General features: G+C 70.3%; 13 protein-coding genes. 7 read left to right on the forward strand and 6 right to left on the reverse strand.

Annotated features, from left to right (window positions below):
* The first annotated feature begins 8 nt into the window (after positions 1-8).
* From dut to dxs, 5 genes are all read left to right on the forward strand, one after another.
* Entirely contained in the window at positions 9-467 is a 459-nt protein-coding gene (dut, locus tag EV187_RS09170) for a dUTP diphosphatase (protein ID WP_130352745.1), read from the forward strand.
* Complete coding sequence (locus EV187_RS09175) at positions 464-1,084, forward strand: DUF3710 domain-containing protein (protein WP_130352746.1); 621 nt, start codon at positions 464-466, stop codon at positions 1,082-1,084. The genes dut and EV187_RS09175 overlap by 4 nt, the downstream gene beginning before the upstream one ends.
* 2 nt (positions 1,085-1,086) lie before the next feature.
* Positions 1,087-1,947: a DUF3159 domain-containing protein gene (locus EV187_RS09180; RefSeq protein WP_130352747.1), complete on the forward strand. Its 861-nt coding sequence runs from the start codon at positions 1,087-1,089 to the stop codon at positions 1,945-1,947.
* Positions 1,948-2,100: 153 nt separating this feature from the next.
* Entirely contained in the window at positions 2,101-4,911 is a 2,811-nt protein-coding gene (acnA, locus tag EV187_RS09185; protein ID WP_130352748.1) for an aconitate hydratase AcnA, read from the forward strand.
* A 127-nt stretch (positions 4,912-5,038) separates the two neighbouring features.
* The gene (gene dxs / locus EV187_RS09190) at positions 5,039-6,985 is read left to right on the forward strand and encodes a 1-deoxy-D-xylulose-5-phosphate synthase (RefSeq protein WP_130352749.1); all 1,947 of its coding nucleotides are present in this window, start codon (positions 5,039-5,041) and stop codon (positions 6,983-6,985) included.
* A gap of 117 nt (positions 6,986-7,102) precedes the next feature.
* Here dxs and EV187_RS09195 read toward each other — a convergent pair whose 3' ends face one another.
* From EV187_RS09195 to EV187_RS09210, 4 genes are all read right to left on the reverse strand, one after another.
* Entirely contained in the window at positions 7,103-9,244 is a 2,142-nt protein-coding gene (locus tag EV187_RS09195) for a 3-hydroxyacyl-CoA dehydrogenase NAD-binding domain-containing protein (protein WP_130352750.1), read from the reverse strand.
* A 2-nt stretch (positions 9,245-9,246) separates the two neighbouring features.
* Positions 9,247-10,452 carry a thiolase family protein gene (locus EV187_RS09200; protein ID WP_130352751.1) on the reverse strand — a complete coding sequence of 402 codons (1,206 nt, stop codon included), beginning with the start codon at positions 10,450-10,452 and terminating at the stop codon, positions 9,247-9,249.
* A 75-nt stretch (positions 10,453-10,527) separates the two neighbouring features.
* Positions 10,528-11,724 (reverse strand): ribonuclease D, encoded by a 1,197-nt coding sequence (locus tag EV187_RS09205; protein WP_130352752.1) that lies wholly within the window; start codon positions 11,722-11,724, stop codon positions 10,528-10,530.
* Positions 11,717-12,307: a DUF3000 domain-containing protein gene (locus EV187_RS09210; protein ID WP_130352753.1), complete on the reverse strand. Its 591-nt coding sequence runs from the start codon at positions 12,305-12,307 to the stop codon at positions 11,717-11,719. Before EV187_RS09210 ends, EV187_RS09205 begins: the two co-directional genes overlap by 8 nt.
* 91 nt (positions 12,308-12,398) lie before the next feature.
* Between EV187_RS09210 and EV187_RS09215 the strand changes: the two genes are divergently transcribed.
* The gene (locus tag EV187_RS09215; protein ID WP_130352754.1) at positions 12,399-13,613 is read left to right on the forward strand and encodes an alpha/beta hydrolase family protein; all 1,215 of its coding nucleotides are present in this window, start codon (positions 12,399-12,401) and stop codon (positions 13,611-13,613) included.
* Positions 13,614-13,674: 61 nt separating this feature from the next.
* On the opposite strand, the gene EV187_RS09220 is transcribed toward EV187_RS09215, so the two are convergent.
* Positions 13,675-14,112: a SufE family protein gene (locus EV187_RS09220; RefSeq protein ID WP_130352755.1), complete on the reverse strand. Its 438-nt coding sequence runs from the start codon at positions 14,110-14,112 to the stop codon at positions 13,675-13,677.
* 49 nt (positions 14,113-14,161) lie between these two features.
* On the reverse strand, positions 14,162-15,061 hold the full coding sequence (locus EV187_RS09225; RefSeq protein ID WP_130352756.1) for a sulfurtransferase: 900 nt from the start codon (positions 15,059-15,061) through the stop codon (positions 14,162-14,164).
* A 143-nt stretch (positions 15,062-15,204) separates the two neighbouring features.
* Between EV187_RS09225 and zapE the strand changes: the two genes are divergently transcribed.
* A complete protein-coding gene (zapE, locus tag EV187_RS09230) occupies positions 15,205-16,260 on the forward strand; it encodes a cell division protein ZapE (protein WP_130352757.1) in 1,056 nt (351 codons plus the stop codon).
* Positions 16,261-16,326 lie beyond the last annotated feature (66 nt).

The raw sequence follows: 16,326 nt of genomic DNA on the forward strand, positions 1-16,326 counted from the left end.
CTCGAACAGTGACCGATTCCGTCGATGTGCTGATCACGGCAGACCGCCTCCCGTCATACGCCCATCCGGGTGATGCGGGCGCCGACCTCCATGCCGCCGAATCCGTCGTGCTCGCCCCGGGGGAGCGTGCCACGGTGGGCACCGGCGTGGCGATCGCGCTGCCCGACGGGTACGTCGCGTTCGTCGTGCCGCGGTCGGGCCTCGCCTTCAAGCACGGCATCACGATCGTGAACGCGCCCGGCACGGTCGATGCCGGCTATCGCGGCGAGATCAAGGTCGCACTGCTCAACACCGATGCCCGCGAGCCGTACGCGATCGAGGCGGGCGACCGGATCGCCCAGCTCGTCGTCATGCCGGTGAGCCGAGCGCGGTTCGTCGAGGTCGAGCGGCTCCCCGGGAGCCTGCGCGGCGAGGGGGGATTCGGCTCCACGGGATTCCGGGAGCACAAGTCAGGAGTGAACGCGTGAGCGACATCGAGAACGTCGGCGACATCCCCGTCGACCAGCCCAAGTCCGCACCCGACGATCGGCCCACCGCCGGTCCGTTCGACGAGTCCGAGGCGAACCCGGTCCGTCCGTACGTCGACCTCGGCGGCGTGAAGGTGCTGCCGCGCGAGGGACTCCACCTGCGGCTCGAGGTCGAGGAGGGCACGAAGCGCGTCGTCGCCATCGGCCTCGACTACGCGAACTCCACCCTCCAGGTGCAGCCGTTCGCGGCGCCGCGCACGAGCGGACTGTGGCACGAGATCCGCGCGCAGATCGCCGACCAGATCGCCCGCCAGGGCGGCACGACCACCGTGCGCGAGGGCGCGTTCGGACCCGAGCTGCTCGCACAGATCCCGGTCGCGGCCGCTGAGGGCCAGACCGGACACATGCGCCTCGCCCGCTTCATCGGCGTCGACGGCCCCCGATGGTTCCTCCGCGGCGTGATCGCCGGCGAGGCCGCGGTCGATCCCGCCGCCGCCGCGCAGGTCGAGGACCTCTTCCGTTCCATCGTCGTGGTGCGCGGCTCGACGCCGATGCCTCCCCGCGACCTCATCCCTCTCCGCATGCCCGCCGCGTCATCCGCCGCGCCCACCGTCTAGCGATGACCGAACCCGACGCCGAGCGCCGACCCGTTCGCGACGACCGGGCGGATGCCGCCGACGCTGTTCCGGCACCGTCCGACGAGGTCGGGGCCCGCGGCGCCTCCGGCGATATGGGCGCAGCGGATGCCGCGGCCGGCGCGTCGCCCGATTCGGCCGAGTTCGCGCGGCAGTTCGCCGCCGCAGCGGAGCGCAGCGGCCTCGGCGCCCTCGCGCGTGACGAGCGCCTGACCGGGCGCGACCTGCTCGGCGCCGTCGGGGGAGTCCGGGGAATCCTCGAGGCGCTCCTGCCCGGACTCGTGTTCCTCGTCACCTACAGCGTGCTCACGAGCTTCGCCGGATGGGACGCGCAGGCCGCGCTCGTGCCGTCGCTCGCGGCATCCGTCGGTCTCGCGGTGGTGTTCACGATCGTCCGCATCGCGACGAAGGGCCAGCCGACCCAGGCCATCGCCGGCCTGGTCGGCGTGCTCGCGTCCGCGGCGCTCGCGCTGTGGACCGGCAACGCCCGGGACAACTACGTGCTCGGCTTCTTCACGAACGCGGCGTACGCGCTCGCCCTGTTCATCTCGCTCCTGGTGCGCTGGCCGGCGCTCGGCCTGATCGTGGGCTTCCTCATGGGCGACGGACTCGCGTGGCGCGAGGACAAGCGCAAGTACCGTGCGGCCCAGTTCCTCACCCTCGTGTGGATCGGGCTGTTCGTGGCCCGGCTCGTGGTGCAGGTTCCCCTCTACCTGGTCGACAACGTCGAAGCGCTCGGGGCCACACGCCTCCTCATGGGCGTGCCGCTGTACGCGCTCGTGCTCGTGTTCTCCTGGCTCGTCGTGCGGGCGGTGTATCCGTCGTCCCGGCGCTCGGACGGATGATAGAGTTATCTCGACGTCAAGATAAATCCGGCGCCACGACGGTGCCGGGCCGGGGGACGCTTAGGTGAACCTTGCTGGATCAGCCCCCTGTCTGACAGAGAAGATGGAGCGTCGCGCGCATGTCCGCGCGGCATCCGCGAAGGAGAGGACATCGTGTCTGCAGTGAACAGTTTCGGGGCGAAGGACACGCTCCACGTCGGTGACAAGTCCTACGAGATCTTCCGGCTCGACACCGTGCCCGGCCACGAGAAGCTGCCGTTCAGCCTCAAGGTGCTCCTCGAAAACCTCCTCCGCACGGAGGACGGCGCCAACGTCACCAAGGAGCAGATCGAGGCGCTCGGCTCGTGGGTGCCGACGGCCGAGCCCGACACCGAGATCCAGTTCACGCCGGCGCGCGTCGTGATGCAGGACTTCACCGGCGTGCCCTGCATCGTCGACCTCGCCACGATGCGCGAGGCCGTCGTGGCCCTCGGCGGCGATCCCAACCGCATCAACCCGCTCTCGCCTGCCGAGATGGTCATCGACCACTCGGTCATCGCCGACCTCTTCGGCACCGAGAACGCACTCGAGCGCAACGTCGAGATCGAGTACGAGCGCAACGGCGAGCGCTACCAGTTCCTGCGCTGGGGCCAGACCGCGTTCGACGACTTCAAGGTCGTGCCGCCCGGCACCGGCATCGTGCACCAGGTGAACATCGAGCACCTCGCCAAGGTCATCTACGACCGCACGGTCGACGGCGTCACGCGCGCCTATCCCGACACCTGCGTCGGCACCGACTCCCACACCACGATGGTCAACGGACTCGGCGTGCTCGGCTGGGGCGTCGGCGGCATCGAGGCCGAGGCCGCCATGCTGGGCCAGCCCGTGTCGATGCTCATCCCGAAGGTCGTCGGGTTCAAGCTCTCGGGCTCGATCCCGACCGGCGTGACCGCCACCGACGTCGTGCTCACGATCACGGACATGCTGCGCAAGCACGGCGTGGTCGGCAAGTTCGTCGAGTTCTACGGCTCGGGCGTCGCCTCCGTGCCGCTCGCGAACCGCGCCACGATCGGCAACATGAGCCCCGAGTTCGGCTCGACCGCCGCGATGTTCCCGATCGACGCCGTCACGATCGACTACCTGCGCCTCACGGGACGCAGCGAGGACCAGCTCGCGCTGGTCGAGCAGTACGCCAAGCTCCAGAAGCTCTGGCACGACCCGGCCGACGAGGCCGTCTACTCGGAGTACCTCGAGCTCGATCTCTCCACCGTGGTGCCCTCGATCGCCGGCCCGAAGCGCCCGCAGGACCGCATCGTCCTCGCGAACGCGAAGGCGCAGTTCGAGACCGACCTCACGGACTACGCCGAGGTCGACCACGATCTGGTCGACCTCGAGGGCGCCGAGTCCTTCCCGGCCTCCGACCCGCCCGGCAACTCGCCCGAGGACGAGCACAGCCAGCACCTCCACCACCACCACAGCCACGCTCCGAAGACGGCCTCCAAGCCGACGAAGGTCGACCTCTCCGACGGCACCTCGTACACGCTCGACCACGGCGCCGTCACGATCGCCGCGATCACCTCGTGCACGAACACGTCGAACCCGTCGGTCATGCTCGCCGCCGGCCTGCTCGCGCGCAACGCCGTGAAGAAGGGCCTCAAGGCGAAGCCGTGGGTCAAGACCACGCTCGCACCGGGCTCGAAGGTCGTGACCGACTACTACGAGAAGGCCGGCCTCACGAAGGACCTCGAGGACCTCGGCTTCTACACGGTCGGCTACGGCTGCACGACGTGCATCGGAAACTCCGGGCCCCTCATCGAGGAGGTCTCGGCCGCCGTGCAGCAGAACGACCTCGCCGTCACCGCGGTGCTCTCGGGCAACCGCAACTTCGAAGGCCGCATCAACCCCGACGTGAAGATGAACTACCTCGCGAGCCCGCCGCTCGTGATCGCGTACTCGCTCGCCGGATCGATGAACTTCGACTTCGAGACCGACCCGCTGGGCCAGGACCGCGACGGCAACGACGTCTTCCTCAAGGACATCTGGCCCGACTCCGCCGAGGTGCAGTCCACCATCGACTCGTCCATCAACAAGGACATGTTCACGAACCAGTACGCGAGCGTGTTCGAGGGTGACGAGCGGTGGCGCACGCTGCCCACGCCCACCGGTGCGATCTTCGAATGGGACGCCGAGTCGACCTACGTGCGCAAGCCCCCGTACTTCGACGGCATGACGATGGAGACGACCCCGGTCACCGACATCGTCGGCGCGCGCGTGCTCGCGAAGCTGGGCGACTCGGTCACGACCGACCACATCAGCCCGGCCGGCAACATCAAGGCCGACAGCCCGGCGGGCCGGTACCTGAGCGAGCACGGCGTCGAGCGCAAGGACTTCAACTCCTACGGGTCGCGCCGAGGCAACCACGAGGTGATGATCCGCGGCACCTTCGCGAACATCCGCCTGAAGAACCAGCTCCTCGACGGCGTCGAGGGCGGCTTCACGCGCGACTTCACCCAGGCCGACGCGCCCCAGTCGTTCATCTACGACGCGAGCCGGAACTACCAGGCCGCCGGAACCCCGCTCGTCATCTTCGGCGGCAAGGAGTACGGCTCGGGTTCGTCCCGCGACTGGGCGGCGAAGGGCACCAGCCTCCTGGGCGTGAAGGCGGTCGTCACCGAGAGCTTCGAGCGCATCCACCGTTCGAACCTCATCGGCATGGGCGTCGTGCCGCTGCAGTTCCCCGCCGGCGAGTCGGCTGACTCGCTGGGCCTCGACGGCACCGAGGTCGTGTCGATCTCGGGTCTCGAGCAGCTGAACGAGGGCGTCACGCCGAAGACCGTGCACGTCGTGGCCGAGCCGGGCGAGCACTCGCCCGCGGGCAAGCAGACCGTGGAGTTCGACGCGGTCGTGCGCATCGACACGCCCGGAGAGGCCGACTACTACCGCAACGGCGGAATCCTGCAGTACGTGCTCCGCTCGCTCGTCTGAGGCGACGCACGCGCTCGGGGCGGTCGGCATGAGCCGGCCGCCCCGAACTCTTCCCGGCCTCCCAGAGTGCCCGGCGTAGACTCGATTGATGCGCGGCCGATGCCGCACTGGACCCGGAGGCACGCACATGACCCTGCTCGAGACGATCTCGGGACCGCGCGACCTCGATGCGCTGAGTTCCGAGCAGCTCGAGCAGCTCGCGATCGAGATCCGCGAGTACCTCGTCGCATCGGTGTCGAAGACGGGCGGTCACCTCGGGCCGAACCTCGGCGTCGTCGAGATGACCATCGCGATCCACCGGGTGTTCGACTCGCCGCGCGACGCGATCGTGTTCGACACCGGGCACCAGTCGTACGTCCACAAGCTCCTCACGGGCCGCAAGGACCTGTCGACGCTGCGGAAGACGGGCGGCCTCGCCGGGTACCCGCAGCGCTCGGAGTCCGAGCACGACATCGTCGAGAGCTCGCACGCGTCCAGCTCGCTCTCGTGGGCCGACGGCATCTCGAAGGCGTTCGAGATGACCGGCCAGCACGACCGCCATGTCGTCGCCGTCGTCGGCGACGGCGCGCTCACGGGCGGCATGACGTGGGAGGCGTTGAACAACATCTCCGACGACAACACCCGCAAGCTCATCGTCGTCGTGAACGACAACGGCCGCTCCTACGCCCCGACGATCGGCGGCATGGCGCGGTTCCTCAACTCGGTGCGCACGAACCAGTCGTACCGGAACCTGCACCTCTCGAGCAGCCGGGCGTTCGACCGGCTCGGCGGGCCGGCGCGTGCCTTCTACCGGGGGGTTCGCGGCGGGCTGCACGGATTCCTCAGCCGCTTCACGGGCAACGAGGCGCTCTACTCGAACCTCGACATCAAGTACGTCGGCCCGGTCGACGGCCACGACGAGCGAGCCATGGAGGCGGCGCTCCGCCAGGCGAAGGCCTACGGCGCGCCGGTCATCGTGCACACGATCACCGACAAGGGCCGGGGCTACGAGCCCGCCCGACTCGACGTCGCCGACCAGTTCCACGCCGTCGGGCAGATCGATCCCGAGACGGGCGAGTCGCTCGAGGCCGCGTCCGCCCCCTCGTGGACCAGCGTGTTCGCCGACGAGCTCGTGCGCCAGGCGGAGCGGAACGAGCGCCTGGTCGGCATCACCGCGGCGATGCTGCGGCCGACGGGCCTCCACCGCATGGCGGAGCGGTTCCCGAACCGGGTCTTCGACGTCGGCATCGCCGAGCAGCATGCCGCGACCTCGGCCGCCGGCCTGGCGTTCGGCGGGCTGCATCCGGTGGTCGCGGTCTACGCCACGTTCATCAACCGCGCCTTCGACCAGGTCCTCATGGATGTCGCGCTGCACAAGGCCGGCGTCACGTTCGTGCTCGACCGCGCCGGCGTCACCGGCCCCGACGGGCCGAGCCATCACGGGGTCTGGGACCTCTCGATCCTGCAGGTCGTGCCGGGGATCCGGATCGCGGCCCCGCGCGACTCGGTCCGGCTGGCCGAGGAGCTCGGCGAGGCGGTGGCCGTCGACGACGCCCCCACGGTGCTGCGCTTCCCGAAGGGGACGGTGGGCGTCGACTACGACGCCGTGCGACGCACGGAGGACGGCGTCGACGTGCTGGCCGAATCTGCCCGCAAGGACGTGCTGCTCGTCACGGTCGGCCCGATGGCCGGACTCGGGCTCGAGGTCGCCGAGCGCCTCGAGGCACAGGGCATCGGGGCGACCGTCGTCGACCCGCGCTGGGTCGTGCCCGTCCCCGCGAGCGTCATCGGCCTGGCTCGCGAACACCGCATCGTCGTGAGCATCGAGGACGGCATCCGTGTCGGCGGCATCGGCACGCGCATCCGCCAGGACCTCCGCGAGGCCGACGTCGACACCGCCGTCACCGAGATCGGACTGCCCGACGAGTTCCTCGAGCACGGGTCGCGCGGGGACATCCTCGAGCGCGTCGGTCTCACGCCCCAGCACATCGCGCGCGACGTGACCGCCATGGTGCTCGGCTCGAAGCTGCCGCATGCGCGCGGCGCCGGGCTCGAGAGCGTCTCGAGCGATACCCGCCCGCAGCCGCGGTTCTGACCGCGCGGTCGCCGTGGCGGCATCCGTCGTCGACGCATCGAGCGGATGCCGCGGCGAACGCCGTACGGACGGCGACGGCCCTCCGGCATGCACCGGAGGGCCGTCGCGTTCCGGCGGCTACGCGCCGGTGCCGCGAACCGGCGGGTGGTGGAACGTGTCCCCGAAGACGCGCTCCGAGGCTCCGACCCGGTCGAGGTACGGCGTCACTCCGCCCATCTGGAACGGGAAGCCGGCGCCGAGGATCATGCAGAGGTCGATGTCCTCGGGCGCGGCGACCACCTGGTCGTCGAGCATGAGCCTGACCTCACGCGCGAGGCCGTCCTGCAGCGCGAGGAGGATGTCGTCGGCGCTGCGCGGGTGCTTCCCGCCCGACACGATCTTCATGGCGCCCTTGTCGAACCCCTTGACCTTGCCCTTGTCGTCCTTGTCGAGGAGCTTGCCGTATTCGGCGAGGCGGTGCAGGTTCTCGCTGCGGTAGAACCGATCGGGGAACGCGGCGTGATGGGTGTCGAGCACGTGGGCGCCCACCTTCAGGCCCACCAGGTCGAGCAGCGTCGAGGGCGCCATCGGCAGTCCGAGCGGCGCGATCGCCGTGTCGACGGTCTCGAAGGAGGTGCCCTCGTCGACCGCGCGCATCGCCGCGCCGAGCAGCACGGCGAGCAGGCGGTTGACCACGAAACCGGGGGTGTCGGCCGTGATCACCGCGTTCTTCTTCAGGTTCTTCGCGGTGACCATCGCGGTCGAGAGCGTGGCGTCGTCGGTGTGCGGCGTCTTCACGACCTCGATGAGCGGCATCACCGCGACGGGGGTGAAGAAGTGGAAGCCGACGAGGCGCTCGGGGTGCGCCAGCTTCGATCCGATCTGCTCGACCGAGAGCGACGAGGTGTTCGTGGCGAGCACGGCCTCGGAGGAGACGAACTGCTCGATCTCGGCGAAGACGTCCTGCTTGATCTGGAGCTCCTCGAAGACGGCTTCGATGACCCAGTCGCAGTCGGCGAAGTCCGCCTTGTCGGTGGTGCCGGTGACGAGCGCCTTCAGCCGGTTCGACTCGTCGGGGGAGATGCGGCCCTTGCCGAGCAGTGCGTCGATCTCACCCGTGATGTACGCCACGCCCTTGTCGACGCGCTCCTGGTCGATGTCGGTGATGACCACCGGCACCCGAAGGCGGCGGACGAAGAGCAGCGCGAGCTGGCCGGCCATGTAGCCCGCACCGACCACGCCCACCTTCGTGACCTTCTTCGCGAGGTCCTTGTCGGGTGCGCCGGCCGGGCGCTTGGTGCGCTTCTGCACCAGGTTGAACGCGTAGACGGATGCCTGGAGCTGATCGCCCGCGATGAGGTCGGCGAGCACCTCGTCCTCACGCTGGAACCCCTCGGCACGCGTGCCGCTCCTGGCCGCCTTCATGAGGTCGAGCGCCGCGTACGGGGACTGCGGGATCGAGCCGATGCGGCTCTTCAGCATCTTCGTCGCGATGCCGATCGCGGCGTCCCACTTGACCAGGCGCTCCACCTTGCCGGGCTCGTTCGGGCGCTTGACCTTGACGCGACCCGAGATCACGTCGTCGGCCCACCGGAGCGAGTCCTCGAGATAACTCACCGAGGGGAAGATCGCGTCGGCGATGCCGAGGTCGAACGCGTCCTGGCCCGTGAGCGTGCGGTTCTGCTTCAGCGGGTTCTCGATGACGACCTTCAGGGCGTTCTCGATTCCGATGAGGTTGGGCAGGATCGTCGCGCCGCCCCAACCGGGGATCAGGCCGAGGAACACCTCGGGCAGAGCGAGCGCCGGGGCGGAGGCATCCACCGTGCGGTAGTCCGCGTGCAGGCCGATCTCGAGGCCGCCGCCGAGCGCGAGGCCGTTGTAGAACACGAACGTGGGCACGCCCACATGGGTGAGCTTGCCGAGCGCGTAGTGGCCGAGCTGCACGAACTTCTTCGCGGTCTCCGTGTCGGGGATCTCGGCGACCTTCGAGAGATCCGCGCCCGCGGCGAGGATGAACGCCTTGCCCGTCACCGCGACCGCGTCGATCTCACCCGCGGCGGCGCGCGCGGTGAGCTCGTCGAGCGTCTTCGCGTACTCCAGCAGCGTGGCGGCGCCGAGGGTGTTCGGGCGCGTGTGGTCGCGTCCGTTGTCGAGGGTGATCAGCGCGAGCGTCTTGCCCGACGCCAGGGGGATGTCGCGCACGTAGGAGTGCGTGACGACCTCGTCGTCGCCCGCGAGGGCCACCAGGGAGTCGAAGTCGATGGTCGAGTAGTCGGTCATCCTCAGGCCTTCTTCGCCTTCTTGTTGAAGTTCGGGTTCTCCCAGATCATCGTGCCGCCCTGTCCGAGGCCGACGCACATGCTGGTGATGCCGTAGCGCACGTCGGGGCGCTCGGTGAACTGGCTCGCGAGCTGGTTCATGAGGCGCACGCCCGAGGACGCGAGCGGGTGGCCGACCGCGATCGCGCCGCCCCACGGGTTGATCCGCGGGTCGTCGTCGGCGATGCCGTAGTGGTCCATGAACGAGAGCACCTGCACGGCGAACGCCTCGTTCATCTCGAACAGGTCGATGTCGTCGATCGTGAGGCCGGCCTTGCGGAGGGCCTTCTCGGTCGCCGGGATCGGTCCGATCCCCATGATCTCGGGGTCCACGCCCGCGAACGCGAAGCTGACGAGCTTCATCTTCGGGGTGAGGCCGAGCTCCTTGGCCGCGGCGCCCGACGCCAGGATGGCCGCCGTCGCGCCGTCGTTCAAGCCGGACGCGTTGCCCGCGGTGATCCGGCCGTGCGGGCGGAACGGCGTCTTCAGCGTCGCGAGGCCCTCGAGCGTGGTCTCGGGACGCATCACCTCGTCGCGCGTGGCGAGTCCCCATCCCTCCTCGGTCCGAACGGCGACGGGCACGAGGTCCTGCTGGATCTTCCCGGCGTCGTAGGCCGCGGCGGTCTTCTGCTGGCTGGCGAGGGCGAAGCGGTCGCTGCGCTCCTTGGTCAGCTGCGGGAAGCGGTCGTGGATGCGCTCGGCGGTCGCGCCCATGACGAGGGCGTCCTCGCCGACGAGGCGCTCGCTGAGGAAGCGGGGGTTGGGGTCGACGCCGGAGCCCATCGGGTGGTGGCCCATGTGCTCGACGCCGCCGGCGATGGCCACGTCGTACATGCCGAATCCGATCGAGCCCGACATCATCGCCGCGGCGGTCATGGCGCCGGCGCACATGCGGTCGATCGAGAACCCCGGCACGGTCTTCGGGAGCCCCGCCAGGATGGCGGCCGTGCGCCCGAGCGTGAGGCCCTGGTCCCCGGTCTGGGTGGTGGCCGCGATCGCCACGTCGTCGATGCGGTCCTTCGGCACGTTCGGATTGCGTTCGAGCAGTGCGACGATCGCCTTGACGACGAGGTCGTCGGCTCTCGTGTTCCAGTACATGCCCTTTTCACCGGCTCGCCCGAACGGGGTTCGGACCCCGTCGACGAACACGACTTCAGCTCGTTCAGCCACGCTGCAGCTCACTTTCGATCAGGATGCTTCGATCCTACGAACGCGATCCGAGGGCGCTGAATCGCTTGACGGAACCTACGAACCGCCCGTCGCGGCATCCTGAACAGATTGTGCTGCCTCGACAAAGGCATCCGCGATTATCTGTGCGGTTGCCGCAACCTGCCACGGGCGAGCGCCGAGGGACGCCAGCGCCGATGCGATGGACTCCTCGGTGGGCTCGGCCGGCGGGTTCCACGCCACGCGACGCAGGTGGTCGGGCGTGAGCAGGTTCTCGACGGGCATGTCGACCTGCTCGGCGACCTCGACGATCCCCGCCCTCGCCAGTCGCAGCCGGGCGTCCGCCTCGGGATTGCGCATCGACCAGGCGCGGGGCGGCGGCGGCGAGTCGCTCGGCACGCGCACGGCCGGGAGCTCGTCGGTGGCGAGTCCGCGCTCGATCGCCGACCACCATCGATCGAGTTCGGATCGGCTCGCCCGACCGGTGAACTCGCGCAGGTCGGCGAGGGCCCGCCGGGTCCGGGGGAGCGCCTTCGCGACGGCGAGGATCGACGAGTCGGGCACCATGCGCCCCGGTGCGATGTCGAGTTCCGAGGCGCGTGCGTCTCGAGCGAGCCACAGCTCGCGCGCGACCGCGAGGTTGCGGGGATTGCGCACGGCGTGGATGCCCGAGAGCCGTCGCCACGGCTCGGCGGCCGGCGGCTTCGCCTCCTTGTGCAGCACCGCCTCGAACTCCTCGGCCGCGAGGTCGGCCTTGCCCGTCTCGGCGAGGCGCTCGGCGAGGCGGTCGCGCACGTCGACGAGGAGTTCCACGTCGAGGGCGGCGTACTTCAACCAGGCCTGAGGCAGCGGACGGGTCGACCAGTCGGCCGCCGAGTGCTCCTTCGCGAGCTTGATGTCGAGCAGCTCCTCCACGACCGAGGCGAGCCCGACGCGGGGCATCCCGAGCAGCCGGGCGGCGAGCTCGGTGTCGAAGATCCGGTCGGGGTCGAGTCCGACCTCGCGGAGGCAGGCGAGGTCCTGGCTCGCGGCGTGGAGCACCCACTCCTCGGCGTGGATCGCCTCCTCGAGCGGGGAGAAGTCGGGGATCTCGGGCGGGTCGAAGAGGAACGTGCCCGCGCCCCGCCGGTACATCTGGATGAGGTAGGCGCGCTGCGAGTACCGGAATCCGCTCGCTCGCTCCGCGTCCACCGCGATCGGGCCCTCACCGTCTGCCAGCTTCCGAACCGCGTCGCCGAAGTCGGCGGGCGACTCGATCACCCGGAATTCATCCACGGTCGGTCCTCCGTCGGGGCAGGGCGGTCACCCCCTCTGAACGAGGCGGCAGCCCCGCGAGCATGCACAACAACTCTCCCCAGCCTTCCACATGCGGGCCGACGGCTGCGTCGAGGGGGGTCCACGACGCCCGGACCTCGATCTGCGCGCCGTCGCCCTGCCGGGCCAGCTCGCCGAATCCCGTCGAGAGGATCTTGGTCGCGGTGCCGGATGCCGCGATGTACCGTGCACCCCGGGCGTCGAGCGCGTCGACGAGCCAGGACCACGCGACATCCGCGAGGAACGGGTCGAGGCCGATGTCCGTCTCGAGGGGTGCCTGGGCGAAGCAGACCACGCGGAAGCGGCCGCCCCAGGCCTCGGGCTCGTCGGGGTCGTAGAGGAGTACGAACCGACCGGTGCCCAGGTCGGAGTCGTCGCCGTGACGCGTGGGCGCGACATCCGCCGACAGTGCGACCGCGAACGGGGCCAGCGAGCCGGGCGCGGGGATCTCCGAGATACGCAGTTCCGCACGCGGCGAGGCCGCACGCAGGGCTTCGAGTGCGGCCTCGAACTCTGGTGGCTGATGCGTCGCGGAGTCGGGCACGAGTGCAGACTAGAGTCTCGGGTGGAGCGGATGTCGGCGGCACGCCGCACCGCCGCCCACACGGACGACGGCTTCGCGAGGGAGGGCACGGATGGGCCGACGGACAGGCGCTGCAGGCACGATCGGGATCGCCGCCACGGCGATCGGGCTGCTCGCGGCGGTCGCCGGAACCGTCGCGGCGGTGATCACCGTCACGATGGCGCGGCGGGTCGTCACGCCGCAGGCGACCAGGCCCGAGGAGGAGCGCATCGTCGCGGTCGACCTCGCCAGCAGGGAGGTCGTGCTCGCGGCATCCGATGAGACGCGGATGCGCGGCCGGTACGGTCTCTGGTTCGACCACGAGTCGGGCCACGCACGGCTCGGCGACGTGATCGACGAGGACGACCGGTTCGTGCGACGGCACCTCGACGCGGTCGACTTCGGTCGCCTCGAGCGCGCCGATCGCGGGCGGATCAACGGCTGGTACCACCTCGGCCCGTGGGAGCTCGGTCACGAGTACGACAACGTCGTGGTCGAGACGCCGCTCGGCCCCGCACCGGCGTGGGTGGTCCCGACGGCGGAACCGTCGACCCGCTGGGTCATCCAGGTGCACGGGCGGGGCGCGAAGCGCCAGGAGGGGCTGCGCGCCGTGGACCCGGCGCGCGCGGCCGGCTGGAACACGCTGCTCATCTCGTACCGCAACGACGGCGAGGCCCCCGAGAGCGAGGATCGCCGCTACGGGCTCGGCGGAACCGAATGGGCCGACGTCGTGGCCGCCGTGCGCTACGCGGAGGAGCACGGGGCGGAGCGCATCGTGCTGATGGGCTGGTCGATGGGCGGCGCCATCGTGCTGCAGGCGATCCTGCGCTCGGCCGCGGTGCGCGAGCGCCTCGTGGGCGTGATCCTCGACTCGCCCGCCATCGACTGGGTGGACATCCTCCGCTTCCAGGGCCAGGCGCTCGGGATGCCCAAGGAGCTCGGCGACGTGGTGGTCCGCCTCCTCGGCGGTCCGTTCAGCGGCGGCCTGACGGGTGTCGCCGCCCCGATCGACGTGGAGGACCTCGACCCGGTCGCCCGTGCCGACGAGCTCGACGCGCCGATCCTCCTCATGCACAGCGTCGACGACGGGTTCGTGCCCATCGACGGCTCCCGCCGGCTCGCCGCGGCCCGCCCCGACCTCATCGAGTTCGAGGTGTTCGAGGGCGCGCGCCACACCAAGCTCTGGAACCACGACCCCGAGCGCTGGACCGCCCTCGTCGGCGGCTGGCTCGAGCGCAGCGCAGTCGACGTGGACCGGCTGGGCGACGAAGCCGAGATCGCGGGCTGAGCGTCGACCGCGTCCGCCCTGCGCGACGCCGCGAACGTCGCCGGCGATGCCGTGCCGCCGGTCAGGCGGCGACGCGCTCCCGCACCTGGCGCTTGACCCGGCCGAGCATGCCGGTCATGCCGCGCACCCGCAGGGGCGACACCGCCTCGGAGAGGCCGAGCGACTGCGGGTAGTCGGCGGGCACGTCGAGCACCTCGTCGATCGACAGTCCGTCGAGGCCCTGGACGAGGATGGACGCGAACCCTCGCGTCGTCGGCGACTCGGCCGGTGCGGTCGCATGCAGGTGGACCCGGCCGTGCTCGACCTCCACGAAGATGAAGACCGGCGACTGGCACTCCTCGACCTTCTCGAAGAGGTCGGGGTGGTCGGCGTAGCGCTCGGGCAGCTCGGGCAGCTCGTTGGAGAACTCGAGCAGGAGCTGAAGTCGGTCGCGAACGCCGAGCGCGAGGAAGTCCTCGCGGGTCTCGGCGAGTCGGGCGGGCAGGGTCGTGGCGTCCATCGGTTCCATTCTCCCACCACGGGCGATCGACTCGGCCCGCCCGGCGCGTCTAGCGGGTGGGCGCCTCGCCGCGCTCGGTGCCGGTGGTGATCGGCACGCGCACGGCGGAGCCCCACTCGGTCCACGAGCCGTCGTAGTTGCGCACCTGCTCGAATCCGAGCAGGTGGGTGAGCACGAACCACGTGTGGCTCGAGCGCTCGCCGATGCGGCAGTACGCGATCACGTCGTCGCCGTCCTGCAGGCCGGCCTCGTCGCGGTAGATCGCGTCGAGCTCGGCGCGCGACTTGAAGGTGCCGTCGCCGGCGGCGGCACGCGCCCAGGGCACGGATGCCGCGGTCGGGATGTGGCCGGCGCGCAGCGCGCCCTCCTCGGGATAGGCGGGGGCGCTGGTGCGCTCGCCGTTGTACTCCTCGGGGGAGCGGACGTCGATGAGCGGGTTGCCGAAGTGGGCGAGCACGTCCTCCTTGAAGGCGCGGACCACGGAGTCGTCGCGCTCCACCACGGGGTACTCGACGAGCGTCACCTCGGGCGCGTCGGTGGTGAGCGGGCGGCCCTCGGCGATCCACAGGTCGCGGCCGCCGTCGAGCAGGCGCACGTCCTCGTGGCCGAAGAGCGTGAACACCCACAGGGCGTAGGCGGCCCACCAGTTGTTCTTGTCGCCGTAGATCACGACGGTCGTGTCGCGGGCGATGCCCTTCGAACCGAGGAGAGCGGCGAACTGCTCGCCGTCGAGGTAGTCGCGCACGACGGGGTCGTTGAGGTCGGTGTGCCAGTCGATCTTGACGGCCCCGGGGATGTGTCCCGTCTCGTACAGCAGCACGTCCTCGTCGGACTCGACGACGACCAGGCCCGGTTGACCGAGGTGCTCGGCAAGCCAGTCGGTGGTGACGAGACGCTCGGGATGCGCGTACTCGGCGAACTTGGCGGCGGAGTCGAACTCGGCGGACATGCGGAACCTCCAGGGATCGTCCGGTCGGACGGGGTGTGCAGGGGAGCGGACTAGGCTGTTGACCTGTCCACCTCGAATCTACGCGGCGTGCGGGTGGAAGTCAGCATGCCCGTCATCCGGTGCAATACGGGAGACCCTCCAGCATGACCACGGCCGCGAGCCATGCCCTCATCCGACTCGTCGAGCGGAACCCGTCGATCTCCGCCGCCGAGATCGCGTCGGAGCTCGTTCCGCCGCCGCAGTTCGAGCACGCCTCCTTCGAATCGTATCGGCCCGACCCCGACTTCCCGTCGCAGCAGGCGGCGCTCGACCGCCTCAACGAGTTCGCCGGCGCCTGGCGGGCGGCCCAGCGCCCGGGCGGGTTCTTCTCCCGGAAGCGGCCCGCACGCATCGAGCTGCCGGGCGTCTACCTCGACGGCGGGTTCGGCGTCGGCAAGACCCACCTCCTCGCCGCCCTCTGGCACGTCGCGCACGGCCCGAAGTACTTCGGCACGTTCATCGAGTACACGGCGCTCGTCGGTGCACTCGGTTATGCGCAGGCGGTGGAGCTCCTCCGGGGGGCCCGCCTCGTCTGCATCGACGAGTTCGAGCTCGATGACCCGGGCGACACCATGCTCATGACCCGCTTCCTCGGCGAGCTCATGGGGGGCGGCACGCGCGTCGCGGCCACGTCGAACACGCCGCCGAACGCGCTCGGCGAGGGCCGGTTCGCCGCGTCCGACTTCCTGCGCGAGATCCACGCCCTCTCCGCGAACTTCGAGACACTGCGGATCGACGGGCTCGACTACCGCCGTCGCGATACGGAGGGCCACGCCGAGTCGGTCGGCGACGCTGCCGCGGCGGCGCACACCGCGGAGGCGCTCGCCGCCCGCGGCCACCAGGTCTCGCTCGACGGCTTCGACGAGCTCATCGCCCACCTCGCCACGGTGCACCCCTCGAAGTACATCAAGCTGATCCAGAGCGTGGAGTTCATCGCCCTGGAGGGCGTGCACGAGCTCTCCAACCAGAACGCCGCCCTCCGCCTGGTCGCCTTCATCGACCGCGTCTACGACGCCGAGGTGCCGATCATCGCGAGCGGGCTCCCGCTCGACCGGGTGTTCGACGACGAGATGATGGCGGGCGGCTACCGCAAGAAGTACCTGCGAGCGATGAGCCGCATGATCGCGCTCACCACGGGCGAACTGCCCCCGCACGAGTAGGCCGCATCGGCGGCATCCGCTCGGGTGGCCGGATGCCGCATCCGCTCGGGTGGCCGGATGCCGCCC

This window comes from Agromyces ramosus, from assembly GCF_004216665.1.
GTDB lineage: Bacteria > Actinomycetota > Actinomycetes > Actinomycetales > Microbacteriaceae > Agromyces > Agromyces ramosus.